The sequence below is a fragment of the Xanthobacter oligotrophicus genome, assembly GCF_008364685.1.
Lineage (GTDB): Bacteria > Pseudomonadota > Alphaproteobacteria > Rhizobiales > Xanthobacteraceae > Xanthobacter > Xanthobacter oligotrophicus.
The window spans coordinates 70,977-89,089 of the sequence record NZ_VTTL01000006.1; the positions used below are offsets into that span (position 1 = coordinate 70,977).

An 18,113-nucleotide genomic window follows, 5' to 3' on the forward strand; every position below is an offset into this window, starting at 1 on the left:
TTTATTGGGCGTTCATGCGGATGAACGAGGGCTTAACCCGGATGGCTCGCGCCTGTTGCAAAATGGCCGCGCACGGGTGCGAAACGGGGTCTATTCGGCGGCGGACCGGGCGAGGCGCCAGTGGGCGAGGAGGGCGCGCAGCGCCGCCGGCTTCAACGGCTTGTTGAGGATTTCCATGTCCGCCGCGCGGGCCGCGTCGCGCACCTTCTTGGTGCGGTCGGCGGTGATGAGAACGGCCGGCAGTTTCCCCAGTTTCCACCTCAGCGACATGATCGCGTCGATGCCGTGCCCGTCGTCGAGATGATAGTCCACCAGGGCCACGTCCGGCGTCTTGCGTGTCAGCCGCACCGCTTCCAGGGCGCCGGCGGCGCTCGACGCGGTGATGACCTCGCAGCCCCAACCCTTCAGCAGCAGTTCCATGCCCTCGAGGATGGCCGGCTCGTTGTCGATGGCGAGGACGGTGAGGCCGTCCAGCTGGGCCCCGCGGCGGGCCGGCGCGGGGACGGCCTGCGGTTCCTCCGGCATGGAGACGGCCACCGGCAGGTCGACGCTGAAGGTGGAGCCCTTGGACGGCTGGGAGGTGATGTCCACCTTGTGCTCCAGCACCCTTGCGATGCGCTCCACGATGGACAGGCCGAGGCCGAGCCCGCGCGCCACCTTGGCGCCCTGGTCGAGCCGCTGGAACTCCTGGAACACCACCTTGTACTTGGAGCGCGGGATGCCGACCCCGGTGTCGTGCACCTCCACCCGCAGCCGGCCCGCATGGCGGCGGCAGCCCACCAGTACCCGCCCGTGGGGGGTATATTTCACCGCGTTGGAGATGAGGTTCTGCAGCAGGCGCCGCAGCAGCCGCCGGTCCGAGCGCACGGCGAGGGAGCACGGCACGAAGGTGAGTTCGAGATTCTTCTCCCGCGCCAGCGGGGCGAATTCCATCTCCAGCGGCTTCAGGATGTCGGCGAGGCGGAACGGCGCGATCTCCGGCCGCATCACGCCCGAGTCGAGGCGGGAGATGTCGAGCAAGGCGGAGAGGATCTCCTCCACCGATTCCAGCGAGGCGTCCACGTTGCCGGCGAGGCGCTCCTCCTCCTGCCCCTTGGCGCGCTCCACCATGGCGGTCACGTAGAGCCGGGCGGCATTGAGCGGCTGGAGGATGTCGTGGCTCGCGGCGGCGAGGAAGCGCGTCTTGGAGAGGTTGGCCTCCTCCGCCTCGCCCTTGGCCTTCTCCAGCGCCTGGTTGAGGCGCTCCAGCTCCTCGGTGCGCTCGCGCACGCGGCGTTCCAGGTTTTCGTTGGCCCGCTCCAGGGCCAGGGCGGCTTCCACGGAAGCGGTGATGTCGGTGAAGGTGACGGCGATGCCGCTGTCGGGCATGGCGTCGGAACGGGCCTCGATCACCGCGCCGCGCTGGTGCAGGCGCTCGGAGAAGTCGGGGCTGGGATGGGCATAGCGGGCGATGCGCGCGCCCACACCCTTCACCTCGTCGTCGGCGGGAGCGGAGGCGAGGATGTCGGTGAGCGGCACGCCCACGGCATAGCATTCGGCGGGCAGGTCCAGCATCTGGCCGAACTGGCGGTTCCAGCACACGAGGCGCAGGTCGCGGTCGAACACGGCGATGCCCTGGCGCACATGGTCGATGGCGCTCTGCAGCAGCTCGCGATTGTACTGGATGGCGGCGGAGGCGTCGTCGAGCAGCTTCAGGGCCGCCTTGGTGGAGACGGTGCGCTTGCGCAGCAGCAGCGACAGCACGATGCGCGAGGAGGCTGCGCCCACCGCCGAGGCCAGCAGGTGCTCGGCATAGCGCACCATGCCGGCGTCCGCCTCCCGGTGCGGATCGAGGATGAAGCCGTGCTGGCGGGCGTAATTCTCGAAGGCCGCGCGAGCCCGCTCGGCACCCAGATAGCGTTCCACAGTCGCCATTACCTCGCCCAGCGTCACGGACGAGCGCCAGCGCAGGAAGGCGGGGCGCATCTGCCCCCGGTCGCCGCCGCCGGCGAACAGGCGGGCCTGCACCCGCTCGATCTGGCTCGGCTGGGTGAGGAACGACACCACCACCAGCACCAGCGTGTTGATGCCGAGGCTCCAGGCCACCCCATGGGCCAGGGGCGTGGCGGAAAGGCCGAGCAGGGCGGTGGGCTTCAGCAGCCACAGCCCGAACGGGCCGTTCTGCACCACGGTGGAGGAGATGAGGCCGGCCTCGGCGAGGCTGGGCAGCAGCAGCGTATAGGCCCACAGCGCGCTGCCGGTGAGGATGGCGGCGATGGCGCCGGTGGCGGTCGCGCGCTGCCACAGGATGCCGGCGGCAAAAGCCGGCCCCACCTGGGCGATGGCGGCGAAGGACAAAAGGCCGATCTGGGCCAGCTGCGCGTCGCCGGTGATGCGGTGGTAGAGATAGGCGGCCAGCACGATGACGAAGATGGCCACCCGCCGCACCATCAGCAGCACGCTGGTCATGTCGTCGGGGGGGCCACCGTCCGCCTTGGCGGCGCGGTGGCGCAGCAGCAGGGGCATCACCAGGTCGTTGGAGACCATGATGGCGATGGCCACCGATTCCACGATCACCATGGCGGTCGCCGCCGAGAGCCCGCCTACGAACGCAAGCAGCGCGATGGTGTCGAAGCCGGCAGCGAGCGGCACCGCCAGCACGTAGACGTCGCTGTCCACCATCTGCAGCGGGAACAGGGTCATGCCGGCGAGGGCGAGCGGCACCACGAACAGGTTGATGAGCACCAGATAGAGCGGGAACAGCCAGCGTGCCCGGCGGATCTCCTCCTCGCCCTTGTTCTCCACCACCGCCACGTGGAACTGGCGCGGCAGCAGCATGAAGGCGCCGCCGGAGAGCACCATCATGGTCAGCCAGTTGCCGAGCGGGAAGCCGTGCTCGAACGGCGCGGTGACGCCGGCCTCGCGCGCCGCGTACCACAGCTCCACGGGGCCGTCGAAGATCAGGAAGGTGACGACGATGCCCACGGCGAGGAAGGCCGCGAGCTTCACCAGGGATTCGGTGGCGATGGCGAGCATCAGGCCGTCCTGGTGCTCGGTGGCGTCGGTGTGGCGGGTGCCGAACAGGATGGCGAAGGCGGCCATTGCGCAGGCCACGAACAAAGCGAGGTCGCCCACCACCGTGCCGCGGCCGTGCTCCCCGGCGAAATGGCCGAGCATGGCGACGAGGGAGGCCGAGACCGCTTTGAGTTGCAGCGAGATGTAGGGAATGGCGCCGACGATGGCGACGAGCGCCACCAGCGCCGCGATGCCCTGGTTCTTGCCGTAGCGCGCCGCGATGAAGTCGGCGATGGAGGTGATGTTGTTGGCCTTGGCGAGGCGCACCACCCGCATGAAGACGGGGGCGCCCACGGTCATCAGGATGATGGGGCCGAGATAGATGGTGAGGAAGTCAAAGCCCTGGGTGGTGGCGAGCCCCACCGAGCCGAAGAAGGTCCATGAGGTGCAATAGACCGCCAGCGACAGGGAATAGATCATGGGCCGCGGCGCGCGCCGCGCCGCCTTCGGCCGCAGCCGGTCGCCATAGCTCGCGATGGCGAACAGGAAGCCGATGTAGGCCAGCGCTGCGAAGATGACGACCGAGGCCCGAAGCATGTCTCCCGTCCGGCGGCCCGATCAGGCGGCCGCCATTGTCTTGTTTTCGTTGAAGCCAACTCATCACTCGGCGCCGGCGTTGTCCAGCGCGGGATTCTCCCGGTGGCGGCCCGGCGCGATGGCCGCTGCCCGGGATGGGCTGGTGGTGTCAAGGTATTGTGTGATTTGCAAAAATAGGTTTTGAAGGAGCTTTGATGACGGTGCGTCCAGAAATAATTGCAATCTGCGATTTAATTTCGAATGAAATTGTGGTAACTACAAAAATGCCGCTCGGTGAACTGGGTATTGGGCCTGTCAGGGGGAATCCAATGCATGATCGTGTCACGCTGTCGAAGTTTATCGCCGATCGTTTGCGAGCCGAGTTTGATGGCATTAAAAAACAATACGAATCCAGTCTGCCGATCCGAAATTTTGTGGTGGACGATGTTCTTCCCGTCGATGTCGCTCTGGCGATCCACGGGAAATTCCCGTCCGGGGAGAATATGCGGCTCAACAAATCCCTGCGGGAATTGAAGTTTATCTCCGCGCAGATGAATGAGCATGACAGGCTTCTCGAAGAATCGATCTACGCCTTCCAGGAGCCGGAGATCGTTGAGATCATAAGTGAAGTCGTCGGAAAGCACGATATGGTTCCGGACGACAACCTGTATGCGGGTGGCATCTCTCTGATGGCGCCGGGGCACTTCCTCAACCCGCATCTCGACAATTCGCACGACAAGGATCGCCAGCTCTGGCGCAATCTCAACCTGCTTTTCTATGTGTCGCCGGATTGGCCCGAGGACAAGGGCGGAAATCTTGAGATCTGGCCGGAAGGCCCCAAGCAGAAGCAGATCACGATCCACTCGAAGTTCAATCGCCTCGCGGTGATGGAAACCCATCACCAGGCATGGCATTCGGTGAGCCCAATCACCAACACGGCGAGCCGCTGCTGCGTGTCGAACTATTACTTCGGCCCCACCCCCATGCATCCGGAGCAGGAGTTCCACGTCACCTCGTTCCGTGGTCGTCCGGAGCAGCCGGTGCGGGACATCGTGCTGCAGGCCGACATTGCTGCGCGGTCCGCCGTGCGGGCGCTGTTTCCGCAAGGCGTGGTCGAGAACAAGCACAAATATATCAAGTAGGAGCGCGCCGGCGCCCGCAGTCTCAGGCGTGCGGTTCTGCTCCCGTGGCGCCGCCCAATGGCGGCAGGAGCGCGTGCGATCGCACCCGCTCCTGCCGCCATTGGCGTGTGTTACGGCGACAGGAAGAAATCCACCGCCAGCGCCACCACCGGCGGCTGCCAGGCGTGGGGGCCGTTGTATTCCATGGTGGTCACGTCGTAGCCGGCGTCCTTGAGCAGGGCGGTGTGCACCCGCGCGCTGCGCTCGATGGGGATCTGCTCGTCGTGGACCCCGTGGGAGATGAAGACCCGTGGTGCGCCCTGCTGCCGGTGCACCGACATGAAGCCGGCGGACGAGGCGATGACGTGGGTCACGAAATGCCCGTTGGTGAGGCCGAGGGACAGGGCATAGCTGCCGCCGTCTGAATGGCCGGCGAAGGCGACGCGGCCGGGATCGATCGCAAACCGCGCGGCCACCGCAGCGAGGGCCATCTCGACCCGCTCACGATCGGGCCCGTTGCCGGCGATCACGATGTCCCAGGTGGGGAAGGACGATTGCGGCACCAGCAGCAGGAAGCGATGGCGCTGTGCGTGAGCCTCCATCATGGGGAGGATCTTGTTGGCGCTGCCGCCGCCGCCGTGGAACAGCACCATCAGCGGAACCGGCGCGCCTTCCGCCAAGCCCTCCGGCACCACGAGAACCGCGTCGCGCTCCGCGGCGATGCCCAGATCGTGCCGGCCGTGCGCCAGAGGCGGCAGCACTGGCGGCGCGGGGGTGAAGGCGATATGTCCGACGAGATTGGCATCCAGCATGGCCAGGCCCTGATGAGCTTCTTCTCTCTGGCATACCGTATATCAATGGCCGGATGAAGCCCCTTCTCGTGGCCCGCCTCCCGGTCACGAGAGGCCCGGCATGGCGGCCGTTCAGGGCTTGCCGGCGGCGGCCTTCTCCAGGGCATCGCGCAGGGCGGTGACCTCCCTCTGGAGCCGTATCGCGTCACCAAGGTCGAGCCCGGTGGCTTTGAGGATGCATTCGGGGATGGTCCGCGCCTGCGCCCGCAACGCTTCGCCCTGGGCGGACAGGCGCACCCGCACCACCCGCTCGTCCGCCGGATCGCGGCTGCGGGTGACGAGGCCGAGGGCCTCCAGCCGCTTCAGCAGCGGGGTCAGGGTGCTGGATTCCAGTCCCAGCTTCCCGCCGATGCTGCCCACCGTCTGGTCGTCCTTCTCCCACAGCGCCACCATGACCAGATATTGCGGATAGGTCAGGCCGATGGCGTCGAGCAGTGGCTTGTACACGCGGGTGAAGGCGTGGCTTGCCGCATAGAAGGAAAAGCACAGCAGGTCGTCCACGGGCACCAGCGCCGGGGCGGGCACGTCGGTCAGGGGCGGGCTTAACGCTGGCTTGGTGGTGTCGTGGGGCATGGCAACGACCTTAGGTCTCTGGGCGGAATATAATTCGTACGCGATATAATCGCAATCGCTTGACATGCGGGATCGGTCTGGCTAGAAATATCGTACACGAATTAATCGTGTCGACTAAATATCGCCACGCCATCTGAGAAGGAACAGTCCCATGCCCGTCAATGTTCTCTACAGCACCTCCGCCCGCGCCACCGGCGGCCGCGACGGCCATTCCGCGACCCTCGACGGGGCGGTGGATGTGAAGCTCTCCACCCCGAAGGAGCTGGGCGGCGCCGGCGGCGATGGGGTCAATCCCGAACAGCTGTTTGCCACCGGCTATGCGGCGTGCTTCCTCGGCGCCATGAAGTTCGTGGCCTCCCAGGGTGGCAGCGCGAAGGTGCCGGCGGACGCCACCGTCACCTCCACCGTGGGCATCGGCCCGCGCTCCGAAGGTGGCTTCGGCCTGGAGATCGCGCTTGAGGTGTCACTGCCGGGCGTGGACCGCGCGGCGGGCGAAGATCTGATCGCCAAGGCGCATCAGGTGTGCCCCTATTCCAACGCCACCCGCAACAATATCGACGTGAAGCTCAGCCTTGCCTGAGCCTCATCCGGTCCCTGCCGGCCCGCGCGACGTCCAGTTGTGCGGGCCGGATACAACCATATTCAACCATTGCGATTATTTTGATCTTAAAAAGGTGTATCGCCTCCCTCTTTTCCATTTGGAATCGTAAGGTACAACGCAAACAGACGTTCTTTTTTCAGGGTCCGACTGCAAAATTGCGTTGCAGGCCCACCATAGATACCCATCATATCAGGTTGTGCAACCTGTGATGGATTCTATGGGGGCTGACATGCCGATTGAACTGGCCTTGATCGACGGCTTTCCTGTGGTTCAGGACGAGGACGGGCGTGTGCATTGGGAATCGGGCGGCGCCATCGATGCCGATGGGGCCAATGGGCAGAACGGGGCGAAGTTCGCCTATCGGCTGGACGACAAGGGGCTCGACGCCCTTCAGAACGCCGGCTATCCGAAGGGCGCCTGGGACAATGTCCTCGTCGACCGGGGCAACGGCTATCCCCTCACCGACGCCGACGGCAACATCTATTCCAAGACCACCTATGCCTGGAAAGGCCGCCCCATCCCCACGCGCTACGTGGATGCGGCGACCGTCCCCTATGTGGTGGTCAATCCGCTGGTGCGCCGGCACGCCGTGGGCGTGGTGATCGGGTGCCGGGCGCTGATTTCCTACAAGGACAGGAGCATCGTGGCGGTGGTGGCCGACGTCAGCGGGGTCGGGCGCATCGGGGAATTGTCCATCGCCGCGGCGAAGGCCCTCGGGATCAAGAGTTCGCCGCGTACCGGCGGCATCGGCACCGGTGTCCGGTTCGAGATGTGGCCCGGCAGTGCCGCCATCATCGCCGGCGAGATCTACGAGCTCCAGCGCGCGTGAGATTTGCCACGCGCGGGCCGGGAGCGGCGTCTTCGTCTCAGCTGGCCTCGCTGCGCAGGGCCATCTTCTCGCGGCGGCGCTGAACCGAGGAGGGGATGTTCATGCCCTCCCGATACTTCGCCACTGTGCGCCGGGCGATGTCGATGCCCTCTTCCTTGAGCTTCTGCACCAGGGTGTCGTCGGAGAGCACGTCGTCCGCGCTCTCGGCCTCGATGAGCAGCTTGATGCGGTGGCGTACCGCCTCGGCCGAATGGGCCTCGCCGCCGCCGGAGGCGGAAATGGCCGAGGAGAAGAAGAATTTCATCTCCACCACGCCGCGCGGGGTGGAGATGTATTTGTTGGATGTCACTCGCGACACGGTGGATTCGTGCATGCCGATGGCGTCCGCCACCGTGCGCAGGTTCAGCGGTCGCAGATAGCGCACGCCGTGCAGCAGGAAGGCGTCCTGCTGGCGCACGATCTCGCTCGCCACCTTCAGGATGGTGCGCGCCCGCTGGTCCAGCGAACGCGTCAGCCAGCTGGCGCTCTGCAGGCACTCGGCCAGGAAGCTCTTGTCCTCGGCCGAGCGCGCCACCTTGGCCACGGTGGCATGATAGGTCTGGTTCACCAGCACCCGTGGCAGGGTCTCGGAATTCAGCTCCACCAGCCAGGTGCCGTCCTTGCCCGCGCGCACATAGACATCCGGCACCAGCGGATGCACCACGCCGGTGCCGAAGGCGAGGCCCGGCTTGGGATCAAGCCGGCGGATCTCGCCGATCATGTCGGCGAGATCCTCGTTGTCCACGGCGCACACGCGCTTGAGCGCATTGCGGTCGTGCCGCGCCAGAAGCTCTAGGTTCGCCACCAGCGCCTGCATGGCGGGGTCGAAGCGGTCCCGCTCCCGGAGCTGGATGGCGAGGCATTCGGCAAGGTTGCGCGCGCCCACCCCAGACGGCTCGAAGGTCTGGATGAGCTTTAGCATGGCCTCCACATCGGCGCGCGCCACGCCGAGCTGTTCGGCCAGCTGGTCGAGGTCGCCGGTGAAATAGCCGGTCTCGTCGATGAGGCCGATGACGTTGACGCCGATGAGCCGCCGCGCCGGATCGCTCACCGCCACCGCAAGCTGGGCTTCCAGATGGTCGGCCAGGGTCATTTCGGCGGTGAGGAAGGCTTCCGGATTGTAGTCCTCGCCGCGCTCGCCGCCGCCCCACTCGCCGGTGGAGGGGCTCTGGCCGGTGGAGCCACCGCCGGAGGCGCCGCGATCGGCGGGGGCGTCGTCCGGGAAGACGTTGCCGAGATCTGTGTCGAGGCGGGTTTCCATGGCCGCCCGGCTGGGCTCCATGTTGCCTTCCATCCAGTCGCCGGAGACTGCGGCCTCGGGCTCGGGAGCGGGGGCCTCGTCCCGCTGGGCGGTCTCGGAGGGGGTCTCGCCGCCGGCGGTGTCGGCCGGGCCGTCGCCCTCGGTGATGCGCTCCAGGAGCGGATTGCGCTCCAGCTCCGCCTCCACGTAGGCCACCAGCTCCATGTTGGAGAGCTGCAGCAGCTTGATGGCCTGCATCAGCTGCGGCGTCATCACCAAAGACTGGCTCTGGCGGAATTCCAGCTTGGGGCTCAACACCATGGCGGAAGCCTCCGCCGGCGTGGCACGGGTCGGGCGAGCGGCGTGCGGGGCGAGGCGGCGCTCATAGCCGGAACTCCTCGCCGAGATACAGCCGCCGCACCTCGGGGCTGGAGACGATGGATTCGGGATCGCCCTCCATCAGCACCGAGCCGGAATGGATGATGTAGGCGCGGTCGATGAGGCCCAGCGTCTCGCGCACATTGTGGTCGGTGATGAGCACGCCGATGCCACGGGAGGTGAGGTGGCGCACCAGGGCCTGGATGTCGCCCACCGCGATGGGGTCGATGCCGGCGAAGGGCTCGTCCAGCAGCATGAAGGAGGGCTGGCTCGCCAGAGCGCGGGCGATCTCGAGCCGCCGCCGCTCGCCGCCCGAAAGCGCGATGGAGGGCGACTTGCGCACATGGGTGATCTTGAATTCCTCGAGGAGGGCTTCGGTCTCCTCCCGGCGGCGGGCGCGGTTGGGCTCGGTGACCTCGAGCACGCCCATGATGTTGTCCTCCACCGAGAGGCCCCGGAAGATGGAGGCCTCCTGCGGCAGGTAGCCGACGCCGAGGCGGGCGCGGCGGTACATGGGCATGGGGGTGATGTCGTGGCCGTCCAGCTCGATGCGGCCGCGATCGGCCTTCACCAGCCCGGTCACCATGTAGAAGCAGGTGGTCTTGCCGGCGCCGTTGGGGCCGAGCAGGCCCACCGCCTCGCCGCGGCGGACGTTGAGGCTCACGTCGCGCACCACCTGCCGGCCGCCATAGGACTTGGCGATGCCGAAGGCCGCCAGCGCGCTGGTGGAATCGAAGGGCTGGGCGTCGCGGCCGTCACCGCGGCCATCGAGGGCGGCGTAGCGGGGATCGTCCCAGCCGCCGTCGTCGTAGTCGGCGGCGTTGCGCGGGTCGTCCTCGTCCCACTCGCGCGTGTCGCGCGGCGTGTCACTTTCGCTCCGGCGGGTGATGCCGCCGGACCTGGCCTTAGACTTGCCGAACATGGACAGGACGTTCAACGCGACCTCCGCACCTCCGGCCCCCGGATTGGAAGGTTTAGAACGTCCTTGCCGGGGATGCAACGTTTCCATGCAAAATGTGGGCCGCATGGCGTTGCGCCCCGTCGCGCGGCGGCGCCCGGCTCGGGCGGATCTTGCGTAACGGATTGATTTCAGGTCAAAATTTTGCGAATCGCGCCGACTGCGTCTACAGCCCCGGCTACCGCCAGGGGCGCATTTCAACCGCTGCGCGCGTTCGCTTTCGTCAGCGGCGGGGGGCTTGTCCGCCCTGGTCGGCGGGCTTGGGCAGGGTGTCCTGCTTCAGGCTGCCGGGGACGATAAGGCTTTCCACCCGCCCGCCCTCGAACTTGGACACGCCGGAGACGAGGTCCACCACCAGCTTCTGGCCACGGATCACGTTGGGGCCCTGGGTGAGGACCACCGGCTTGCCCACGAGGGTGACCGTGTTGGTCTTCATCTCGAACACGCCGCTGTCGCCGGTGGCGGTCTGCTCCTTGGTCTTCACCACCACGCCGCCCACCGCTTCCAGCTTGCGGATCTGGCCCTTCTGGGACGGGTCGACGCCGGTTGCCTGCTCGCCGGCGGGCTGGCCGCCGGCCTGCTGGGCCACGGAGCCCTCGTAATAGACCATGAGGTCCTTGGAGCGCAGCGTGGTGTCGCCCTGGGTCACCAGCACGTTGCCGGAGAACACGGCGACCTTGTCCTTGTCGCGTACCTCGAGGGAATCCGCGTTGATGCGCACCGGCTGGTCGCGGTTCTTGGCAAAGCCCTGCAGCGCGTTGGGCACGTTGGAAGTCTGCGCGGCAGCGGTGCTTGACGTAGAGACACCCAGAAGGGCGGCGCCGGGCGCCGCGACGAGCATCGCCGCGGCCGCAACCTGGGCGAGGCGCCGGGCGCGGAAGGCGAGGCCGGTTCGGTCCTGGGACTGGCGGATCATGGGTTGGACACCGGGCGTCGCGGGGGAAGGGGAGTGGGCTGGGCGGCGGGCGTGGCGGGCACCGATCCCACCGCGTCGCCATGGGGCTTGGCAGAAGTCCCGACAGGCGAGCCTGCCGGCTGGGCTGCCTCGCCCGATTTCTGGCCCGGCAGGTTGGACATGCGGAAATCCAGCTGCACATTGCCCTCGAACAGGGCGCGCGTGCCGCGATCGCCCACGTGCAGGCGGTCGGCCACCAGCTTGCCGTCCAGATAGGTGAACACCACCGGCTTCTCGGTGGCGATGGTGCCGGCCTTCACGTCCACCTCGGCGTCGTGCAGGCGGCCGCCGTAGCCGCCGTTCATGGCAAGGTCCACGCCGTCGCCGAGGGTGATGAACTGCTTCTTGGTGTCGAAGCTGCCCACCTTGGCAGTCACCTTGGCCCAGCCCTTGTCGGTCATCTCCAGCCGCGCCTCGATGTCGGTGAGGTCGATGAGGTCCGGGTGGGTCAGGTCCTGGGTGGCGGTGCGTGCGGTGACGCGGTAGCCGCGATTGTCGTCGGTGAAGCCGGAGAGCTTGGGCAATTCCATGGTGAGGCGCGAGCCCGAGAGGGTGAGGTGCCCGATCTCGAACGGCAGCTCGATGGAGAGCTTCAGCCGCGACAGGATGGAAACCGCGCCGATGGCCACCACCGCGACGACGATCGAGAGCGGCAGCAGGCGCTTGATCCAGCGCACCCGCTTGCTGTGACGCCGGGCGCTCGAGAAATCCGGGCTCGCGCGCTGGTCGAGGGCAGCTTCCTCGTCCGTGTAGTCCCGGAAGGTGGGAGACGCTTCCAGGCGCGCATCAAGGCGCGTGTCTTCGGGCGCGGCCGCTGGCACGGTCCCTTGCCGGTCGAGATCGTCTGGCGACACGTGTCGGTTCATGGCCCTGTTCCGGCGGCGGGCCAATCCCGCGTGCGCCTGTCATGGTTGGCAGAGAGACCGTTCGCCGACCAGGTCACGATGCGAGCTGATCGGCATGGGCTCTCACTGGCCTCAAGCCACAGGGCCGGCCGGCGCGTCGCCCCACGCACAGGGCCAAATTGTCCGAAATGGCGCGCCGGTGCAAGGCCCGGCCGGAAGGCCTTGCCAGGGCTCGATTTTCATAAAGGTTGCCGGCTCAGGAGTGGGCGAAGATGTCCTCGTCCGCCCAGCCCGAGAGGTCGAGGGCCGCCCGCGCCGGCAGGAAGGCGAAGCAGGCGGCGGCGAGCCCGGTGCGGTTCTCCCGCGCCAGCATCTCCTCCAGCTTCGCCTTCACCGCATGCAGGTGGAGCACGTCGGAAGCGGCATAGGCGAGCTGGGCGTCGGAGAGATCCTTGGCGCCCCAGTCCGAACTTTGCTGCTGTTTGGAGATATCCACGTTGATGGTCTCGCGCAGCAGGTCCTTGAGCCCGTGGCGGTCGGTGTAGGTGCGCACCAGCCGCGAGGCGATCTTGGTGCACCACACCGGCTGCGGCATCACATGGAAGGTGTGCTGGAGCACCGCGATGTCGAACCGGCCGAAATGGAACAGCTTGGTGATGGCGGGATCGGCCAGCAGGCGCGTGAGGTTCGGCGCGGTGGTGGCGTCGGCGCCCTGCGGGATCTGCACCAGATCGGCGCTGCCGTCGCCGTTGGAGAGCTGGACCAGGCACAGCCGGTCGCGGAAGGGGTTGAGCCCCATGGTCTCGGTGTCGATCGCCACCACGGGCGCGGCGACGAAGTCCGCGGGCAGGTCGCCGCGATGCAGGCGGATGGTCATCGGTGCGTCTTTATCTTTCTGGATCGCCACGGCTTTTAACGAAGCACGGCGTCCCTGTCGATGGCCGCGCGGCGGCGGTTCCCATACGGGCCACGACGGCTGTTCGTCTCCTGATTCGCCATGATAGAAGGGCGCGCCTTTCCACAGGGGGGAATCATGAAGCGAAATGTCGTCGTCGCCGGCCTGTTCGGCCTGCTGCTGGCGCTGGGTTGGCTGGTCTCGGCCGGCGAGGCCGTGGCCCAGCCGGTGCCGGGGGGCAGCTACCTCAACAGCTGCAACAACGTGCAGGTGCGCCGTGGGCGTGACCTCACCGCCTTCTGCGCCACCCGTCGGGGCAACTGGGTGCAGACCCGGCTCAACGACTTCCCGAGCTGCCGGGGTGACATTTCCAACCAGGACGGCCAGCTGTGGTGCGCCCGTGGCCGCCCCATGCCGCCGCCGCCGGCCCCCGGTCCCATGCCGGCGCCTCCCGGTTCCTACCAGCGCACCTGCCGCAATGCCTTCGTGGGTCCGGACAACGTCCTGCGGGCACAGTGCCGCTTGGGCGGCAACCTGTTCGTGAACTCCTCGGTGAACATGCGTTACTGCTGGGGCGCGCGGGACATCGCTAACTTCAACGGGCAGCTGACGTGTACGCGTTGATTGGCACACGGCCGAACCACCTGCACCAAACAAAAAGGGGCGCCGCGGCGCCCCTTTCCTTTTGGCAGGTCCCGTCTTGATCAGCGCCGCAGGCGGCTCACGTCGCGCACCGCGCCGCGGGCGGCGGAGGTGGTGAGCGCGGCATAGGCCTGCAGCGCCTGGGAAACCACGCGCTTGCGGTTTTCCGGCAGCCACGCCTTGTCGCCCTTAGCCTCCATCACGGCGCGCCGCTCGGCCAGCACCTCGTCCGACACCGCCACGCGGATGATGCGGTTCGGGATGTCGATCTCGATGGTGTCGCCTTCCTCCACCAACCCGATGGCCCCGCCCTCCGCCGCTTCCGGCGAGACATGGCCGATGGACAGGCCCGAGGAGCCGCCCGAGAAGCGCCCGTCGGTGACCAGGGCGCAGGCTTTGCCGAGGCCCTTCGACTTCAGGTAGGACGTGGGATAGAGCATCTCCTGCATGCCCGGCCCGCCGCGCGGCCCCTCGTAGCGGATCAGCACCACGTCGCCGGCGACAATGCGCCCGGTGGAGAGGATGGCCTCCACCGCCGCGTCCTGGCTCTCGAAGATGCGGGCCTTGCCGGTGAAGGTGAGGTTGGAGGCGTCCACCCCCGCCGTCTTCACGATGCAGCCGTCCAGCGCGATGTTGCCGTAGAGCACCGCGAGGCCGCCGTCCTTGGAATAGGCGTGGGCCACGTCGCGGATGACGCCGGTCTCGCGGTCGAGGTCGAGGTCGTCCCAGCGGCGGGACTGGCTGAAGGCCACCTGGGTGGGCACCCCGCCCGGCGCGGCGCGGAAGAAGGTGGCGACGCTCTCGCTCTTGGTGCGCTTCACGTCCCAGCGATCCAGCGCGTCGGCCATGGTGGCGGCGTGGACCGTGGGCAGCTCGGTATGGATGAGGCCGCCGCGGTCCAGCTCGCCGAGGATGGCCATGATGCCGCCGGCGCGGTGCACGTCCTCCATGTGGATGTTGGCGACCGCCGGCGCCACCTTGCACAGCACCGGCACCTTGCGCGACAGCCGGTCGATGTCGGCCATGGTGAAGGGCACCTCGCCCTCGTTGGCGGCGGCGAGCAGGTGCAGCACCGTGTTGGTGGAGCCGCCCATGGAGATGTCCAGCGTCATGGCGTTCTCGAACGCCTTGAACGAGGCCACCGAGCGCGGCAGCACGCTGGTGTCGTCCTGCTCGTAATAGCGGCGGGCGAGGTCGACGATGAGGTGGCCGGCCTCCACGAACAGCCGCTCGCGGTCGGCGTGGGTGGCCAGCGTCGAGCCGTTGCCCGGCAGCGCCAGGCCCAGCGCCTCGGTGAGGCAGTTCATGGAATTGGCGGTGAACATGCCCGAGCACGAGCCGCAGGTGGGGCAGGCGGAGCGCTCCATCACCTGCACGTCGGCGTCGGTGACCTTGTCGTCGGCCGCCGCGATCATGGCGTCGATGAGGTCCACCTTCTTCTCGCCGGTGGAGAGCAGCACCTTGCCGGCCTCCATGGGCCCGCCGGAGACGAACACCGCCGGGATGTTGAGGCGCATGGCGGCCATCAGCATGCCGGGGGTGATCTTGTCGCAGTTGGAGATGCACACCATGGCGTCGGCGCAGTGCGCGTTGACCATATATTCCACGCTGTCGGCGATGATCTCGCGGGACGGCAGGGAATAGAGCATGCCGTCATGGCCCATGGCGATGCCGTCATCCACCGCGATGGTGTTGAATTCCTTGGCGACGCCGCCGGCCTTCTCGATCTCGCGGGCCACCAGCTGGCCGAGGTCCTTGAGGTGCACGTGGCCCGGCACGAACTGGGTGAAGGAGTTCACCACGGCGATGATCGGCTTGCCGAAATCCCCGTCCTTCATGCCGGTGGCGCGCCACAGGCCGCGGGCGCCGGCCATGTTGCGACCGTGGGTGGAGGTGCGGGAGCGGTACTGGGGCATGTCCTCTCTTGCCTCTTATGTGTTGTGGTGCGCGATGGCTCTTAGCCCGGCGCGCAAAGCTGCCGGCCGTCTTAGAACCATGTGGGCCTGCATGAAAGGCCTTTGATGCGACACTCTATCACGCCTGCGGGGGCGCCCGTGATCACGAGGACGGGCACCGTCCTGCGGCGTGGCGCCGGTTTTCCAGCACGGCTGAAGTCGGCTATGTCCCGGCCAAACATCAAAAGACAAGGACACCACATGGACGGGGAGGCGTTCCGCCACTGGGCGCACGCGGCGGCGGACTGGGCGGCGGACTATCGCGCCGGCCTCCGCGACAGGCCGGTGCGCGCCGGCACCAGGCCAGGGGAGATCGCGGCCCAGCTGCCGGCTTCCGCTCCGGAAGAAGCCGAGCCCATGGCCGACATCTTCGCGGATTTCGAGCGCATCCTGGTGCCGGGCATGACCCACTGGCAGCATCCGCGCTTCTTCGCCTACTTCCCGGCCAATGCCAGCCCGGCCAGCGTGATCGGCGAGTTCCTGTCCTCCGCCATGGGCGCCCAGTGCCTGCTGTGGCAGACCTCTCCCGCCGCCACCGAGCTGGAGATCGTCGCCCTCGACTGGCTGCGCCAGGCGGTGGGCCTGCCGGAGGGCTTTTCCGGCGTGATCCAGGATTCCGCCTCCTCCGCCACCCTGTGCGCCTTCCTCACCATGCGCGAGCGGGCGCTGGGCTTCACCGGCAACCGCACCGGGCTTTCGGGCCGCCCGCAGCTGCGGGTCTACACTTCCAGCGAGGTGCACACCTCCATCGACCGGGCGGCGTGGTTCTGCGGCATCGGCGACGACAATCTGGTGCGGATCCCGACCCAAGGCCCGCTCAGGAGCATGGTGCCGCAGGCGCTGGAGGCGGCCATTCAAGCCGACAAGGCGGCTGGATTCGTGCCGGCCGGCGTCGTCGCCTGCGTAGGTGGTACCAGCACCGGCGCCATGGATGACGTGGCGGCAGTTGTGGGCGTGGCGCACCGCCACGGCCTGTTCGTCCATGTGGACGCGGCCTGGGCGGGCTCAGCTATGGTGTGCCCCGAGTTCCGGTCCCTGTGGGCGGGGGTGGAACAGGCCGACTCCATCGTGCTGAACCCGCACAAATGGCTCGGCGTACAGTTCGACTGCTCCGCCCATTTCCTCAAGAGCGCCGACGACCATCTGGCGACGCTGGCGATTCAGCCGGAATATCTGAAGACCCACGCCCATGAGGGCATCGACGGCGGCATCGTCAATTTCAGCGAATGGACCATCCAGCTCGGCCGCCGTTTCCGCGCGCTGAAGCTGTGGTTCGTGCTGCGCGCCCATGGCCTTGAGGGTCTCAGGCAGATGATCCGCAACCATGTGGGCTGGTCGCAGGCGCTCGCCGCGCGCATTGCCGCCGAGCCCGGCTTCTCCCTGGCCTCGACGCCGGTGCTGTCCCTGTTCGCCTTCCGCCACGATCCCGGCGACGGCCGCGATGGCGACGCCCACATGCTGGCCCTGCTCCAGGCCATCAATGACGGCGGGCAGCTCTACCTCACCCCGACCCGGGTGGACGGCCGCCTCACCATCCGCTTCCAGGCGGGGTCCATGGAGGCCACCGAGGCGGACGTGGACGCCGCCTTCCACATCATCCGCGACACCGCCCGCGCCCTGTCCTGAGGGGGCTTACGCTTGCGCTGGTGGTTCCTGCGCTGGCGGCTCGGGCGGGGCGCGCCAGCCGCGCACCGGGGAGCGGGCGCGGCCCTGGGTCGATCCGCTGAGGCCGTAGTGGCCGGCGAGCCGGTCAAGGGCGAGGCCCAGCACCACCTTGGCGGTGCGCGCCGGCCACAGCCGCTCGCGCTCCACCGCCTCCAGCCCCTTCAGGAAGCAGCACACATCCAGCAGCACGCCGGACAGCTCCGGCCCCACCGCCGTCATGGCCCGGCTGACGCGCAGCTTGGCGGCCAGCACCATGTCGGTGAAGGCCTCCGGCGTGCCGGCGCCGGAGACCTCGCTCCAGCGGCTGGTGATGCGCGGGGTGAGCTGGGCGCGGGTGAAATCCGCCCGCAGCCGCTCGCCGGCGGCCAGCTGGGTCGCATCCACGAGGGCGCGGCCGTCCTTGCCGGTGCGCCGGGCGAGCCAGGCCAGCGGGCTTTCGGCAAGGTTCATCTGCGGGCCGTGGGCGCCGGCCGGGGCGGGGCGGCGGGTCGGGGCCTTGCCGGAGTTTGCTTTACCGGAGGGTGTTTTGCGGGGCGCCATGATCAGCGTTCCGTGGCCCAGCGCAGGCAGGCCTCCATCTGGGCCACGCGGTGGTCGAAGGCGGGATCGTCCCTCAGGTCCTCGATGCGCCGGCAGGCATAGGCGACGGTGGAGCGGTCGCGCCGGAACGCCTGCGCCACGCCCGCCTGCGACAGGCCGAGGCCCACATGGGCGAGGTACATGGCGATCTGCCGCGCCATCGACACTGGCGCGGTGGACCGGCGCAGGTCCAGCAATGCATCCACGTTCAGCCCCGCCATGGCGGCGACGATGGCCGTCGCCAGCCGGCACGGATAGGGCACGGCCGTTTCGGACAAGGCGCCGGTCGCGGCGACCGGCGGGCGGGCAGGGGGCTGTGCGGAGGCGGCGCGGGGCTCGACCGGCTGGTAAGACATTACACCCTCTCGTTGCGGGGAAAAAATTCCTACAACGATCTTCTTGCGTTTCAAGGGGGCG

General features: G+C 67.8%; 16 protein-coding genes. 5 read left to right on the forward strand and 11 right to left on the reverse strand.

The window, feature by feature from the left end; translation table 11 throughout:
• Nucleotides 1–90: 90 nt before the first annotated feature.
• Nucleotides 91–3,591 (reverse strand): PAS domain-containing hybrid sensor histidine kinase/response regulator, encoded by a 3,501-nt coding sequence (locus tag FZ033_RS11205; protein WP_149576235.1) that lies wholly within the window; start codon nucleotides 3,589–3,591, stop codon nucleotides 91–93.
• A 194-nt stretch (nucleotides 3,592–3,785) separates the two neighbouring features.
• Here FZ033_RS11205 and FZ033_RS11210 point away from each other — a divergent pair, with 194 nt between their 5' ends.
• Nucleotides 3,786–4,712 (forward strand): 2OG-Fe(II) oxygenase, encoded by a 927-nt coding sequence (locus FZ033_RS11210; RefSeq protein ID WP_232847441.1) that lies wholly within the window; start codon nucleotides 3,786–3,788, stop codon nucleotides 4,710–4,712.
• A gap of 110 nt (nucleotides 4,713–4,822) precedes the next feature.
• Here FZ033_RS11210 and FZ033_RS11215 read toward each other — a convergent pair whose 3' ends face one another.
• Nucleotides 4,823–5,503, reverse strand: coding sequence for an alpha/beta hydrolase (locus FZ033_RS11215; protein WP_149576236.1), 681 nt, complete (start codon nucleotides 5,501–5,503; stop codon nucleotides 4,823–4,825).
• A 111-nt stretch (nucleotides 5,504–5,614) separates the two neighbouring features.
• Nucleotides 5,615–6,115 carry a MarR family winged helix-turn-helix transcriptional regulator gene (locus FZ033_RS11220; protein ID WP_149576237.1) on the reverse strand — a complete coding sequence of 167 codons (501 nt, stop codon included), beginning with the start codon at nucleotides 6,113–6,115 and terminating at the stop codon, nucleotides 5,615–5,617.
• A 151-nt stretch (nucleotides 6,116–6,266) separates the two neighbouring features.
• On the opposite strand from FZ033_RS11220, the gene FZ033_RS11225 reads away from it, so the two are divergent.
• Together FZ033_RS11225 and FZ033_RS11230 are read left to right on the forward strand one after the other, a co-directional pair.
• The gene (locus FZ033_RS11225; RefSeq protein ID WP_149576238.1) at nucleotides 6,267–6,695 is read left to right on the forward strand and encodes an organic hydroperoxide resistance protein; all 429 of its coding nucleotides are present in this window, start codon (nucleotides 6,267–6,269) and stop codon (nucleotides 6,693–6,695) included.
• A 250-nt stretch (nucleotides 6,696–6,945) separates the two neighbouring features.
• Complete coding sequence (locus FZ033_RS11230) at nucleotides 6,946–7,545, forward strand: glycoside hydrolase family 75 protein (protein WP_149576239.1); 600 nt, start codon at nucleotides 6,946–6,948, stop codon at nucleotides 7,543–7,545.
• A 37-nt stretch (nucleotides 7,546–7,582) separates the two neighbouring features.
• Here FZ033_RS11230 and rpoN read toward each other — a convergent pair whose 3' ends face one another.
• The 5 genes from rpoN to FZ033_RS11255 all read right to left on the reverse strand — a co-directional run bounded on the left by rpoN (nucleotide 7,583) and on the right by FZ033_RS11255 (nucleotide 12,837).
• A complete protein-coding gene (gene rpoN, locus FZ033_RS11235) occupies nucleotides 7,583–9,145 on the reverse strand; it encodes an RNA polymerase factor sigma-54 (protein WP_149576240.1) in 1,563 nt (520 codons plus the stop codon).
• Nucleotides 9,146–9,206: 61 nt separating this feature from the next.
• On the reverse strand, nucleotides 9,207–10,139 hold the full coding sequence (gene lptB / locus FZ033_RS11240; RefSeq protein WP_408068480.1) for an LPS export ABC transporter ATP-binding protein: 933 nt from the start codon (nucleotides 10,137–10,139) through the stop codon (nucleotides 9,207–9,209).
• Nucleotides 10,140–10,383: 244 nt separating this feature from the next.
• The gene (locus FZ033_RS11245) at nucleotides 10,384–11,076 is read right to left on the reverse strand and encodes an LptA/OstA family protein (RefSeq protein WP_149576241.1); all 693 of its coding nucleotides are present in this window, start codon (nucleotides 11,074–11,076) and stop codon (nucleotides 10,384–10,386) included.
• Entirely contained in the window at nucleotides 11,073–11,981 is a 909-nt protein-coding gene (locus FZ033_RS11250) for a hypothetical protein (RefSeq protein WP_149576242.1), read from the reverse strand. Before FZ033_RS11250 ends, FZ033_RS11245 begins: the two co-directional genes overlap by 4 nt.
• 235 nt (nucleotides 11,982–12,216) lie before the next feature.
• The gene (locus FZ033_RS11255; RefSeq protein WP_149576243.1) at nucleotides 12,217–12,837 is read right to left on the reverse strand and encodes a ribonuclease D; all 621 of its coding nucleotides are present in this window, start codon (nucleotides 12,835–12,837) and stop codon (nucleotides 12,217–12,219) included.
• A gap of 156 nt (nucleotides 12,838–12,993) precedes the next feature.
• On the opposite strand from FZ033_RS11255, the gene FZ033_RS11260 reads away from it, so the two are divergent.
• Nucleotides 12,994–13,479, forward strand: coding sequence for a CVNH domain-containing protein (locus FZ033_RS11260; protein ID WP_188079437.1), 486 nt, complete (start codon nucleotides 12,994–12,996; stop codon nucleotides 13,477–13,479).
• Nucleotides 13,480–13,559: 80 nt separating this feature from the next.
• On the opposite strand, the gene ilvD is transcribed toward FZ033_RS11260, so the two are convergent.
• Nucleotides 13,560–15,413 carry a dihydroxy-acid dehydratase gene (gene ilvD, locus FZ033_RS11265; protein WP_149576245.1) on the reverse strand — a complete coding sequence of 618 codons (1,854 nt, stop codon included), beginning with the start codon at nucleotides 15,411–15,413 and terminating at the stop codon, nucleotides 13,560–13,562.
• A 240-nt stretch (nucleotides 15,414–15,653) separates the two neighbouring features.
• Between ilvD and FZ033_RS11270 the strand changes: the two genes are divergently transcribed.
• Nucleotides 15,654–17,078 carry a pyridoxal phosphate-dependent decarboxylase family protein gene (locus FZ033_RS11270; protein WP_149576246.1) on the forward strand — a complete coding sequence of 475 codons (1,425 nt, stop codon included), beginning with the start codon at nucleotides 15,654–15,656 and terminating at the stop codon, nucleotides 17,076–17,078.
• Between the two features lie 6 nt (nucleotides 17,079–17,084).
• Here FZ033_RS11270 and FZ033_RS11275 read toward each other — a convergent pair whose 3' ends face one another.
• Together FZ033_RS11275 and FZ033_RS11280 are read right to left on the reverse strand one after the other, a co-directional pair.
• Entirely contained in the window at nucleotides 17,085–17,657 is a 573-nt protein-coding gene (locus FZ033_RS11275; RefSeq protein ID WP_149576247.1) for a DUF6456 domain-containing protein, read from the reverse strand.
• Nucleotides 17,658–17,659: 2 nt separating this feature from the next.
• Nucleotides 17,660–18,052, reverse strand: coding sequence for a helix-turn-helix domain-containing protein (locus FZ033_RS11280; RefSeq protein WP_232847442.1), 393 nt, complete (start codon nucleotides 18,050–18,052; stop codon nucleotides 17,660–17,662).
• Nucleotides 18,053–18,113: the final 61 nt, after the last annotated feature.

Coding starts and splice junctions, on each gene's coding strand:
- rpoN (WP_149576240.1), bottom strand. CDS start 9,145: ATGGTGTTGAGCCCCAAGCTGGAATTCCGCCAGAGCCAGTCTTTGGTG.
- FZ033_RS11225 (WP_149576238.1), top strand. CDS start 6,267: ATGCCCGTCAATGTTCTCTACAGCACCTCCGCCCGCGCCACCGGCGGC.
- FZ033_RS11255 (WP_149576243.1), bottom strand. CDS start 12,837: ATGACCATCCGCCTGCATCGCGGCGACCTGCCCGCGGACTTCGTCGCC.
- FZ033_RS11210 (WP_232847441.1), top strand. CDS start 3,786: ATGACGGTGCGTCCAGAAATAATTGCAATCTGCGATTTAATTTCGAAT.
- FZ033_RS11245 (WP_149576241.1), bottom strand. CDS start 11,076: ATGATCCGCCAGTCCCAGGACCGAACCGGCCTCGCCTTCCGCGCCCGG.
- FZ033_RS11270 (WP_149576246.1), top strand. CDS start 15,654: ATGGACGGGGAGGCGTTCCGCCACTGGGCGCACGCGGCGGCGGACTGG.
- FZ033_RS11250 (WP_149576242.1), bottom strand. CDS start 11,981: ATGAACCGACACGTGTCGCCAGACGATCTCGACCGGCAAGGGACCGTG.
- FZ033_RS11260 (WP_188079437.1), top strand. CDS start 12,994: ATGAAGCGAAATGTCGTCGTCGCCGGCCTGTTCGGCCTGCTGCTGGCG.
- ilvD (WP_149576245.1), bottom strand. CDS start 15,413: ATGCCCCAGTACCGCTCCCGCACCTCCACCCACGGTCGCAACATGGCC.
- FZ033_RS11215 (WP_149576236.1), bottom strand. CDS start 5,503: ATGCTGGATGCCAATCTCGTCGGACATATCGCCTTCACCCCCGCGCCG.
- FZ033_RS11205 (WP_149576235.1), bottom strand. CDS start 3,591: ATGCTTCGGGCCTCGGTCGTCATCTTCGCAGCGCTGGCCTACATCGGC.
- FZ033_RS11230 (WP_149576239.1), top strand. CDS start 6,946: ATGCCGATTGAACTGGCCTTGATCGACGGCTTTCCTGTGGTTCAGGAC.
- FZ033_RS11220 (WP_149576237.1), bottom strand. CDS start 6,115: ATGCCCCACGACACCACCAAGCCAGCGTTAAGCCCGCCCCTGACCGAC.
- FZ033_RS11280 (WP_232847442.1), bottom strand. CDS start 18,052: ATGTCTTACCAGCCGGTCGAGCCCCGCGCCGCCTCCGCACAGCCCCCT.
- FZ033_RS11275 (WP_149576247.1), bottom strand. CDS start 17,657: ATGGCGCCCCGCAAAACACCCTCCGGTAAAGCAAACTCCGGCAAGGCC.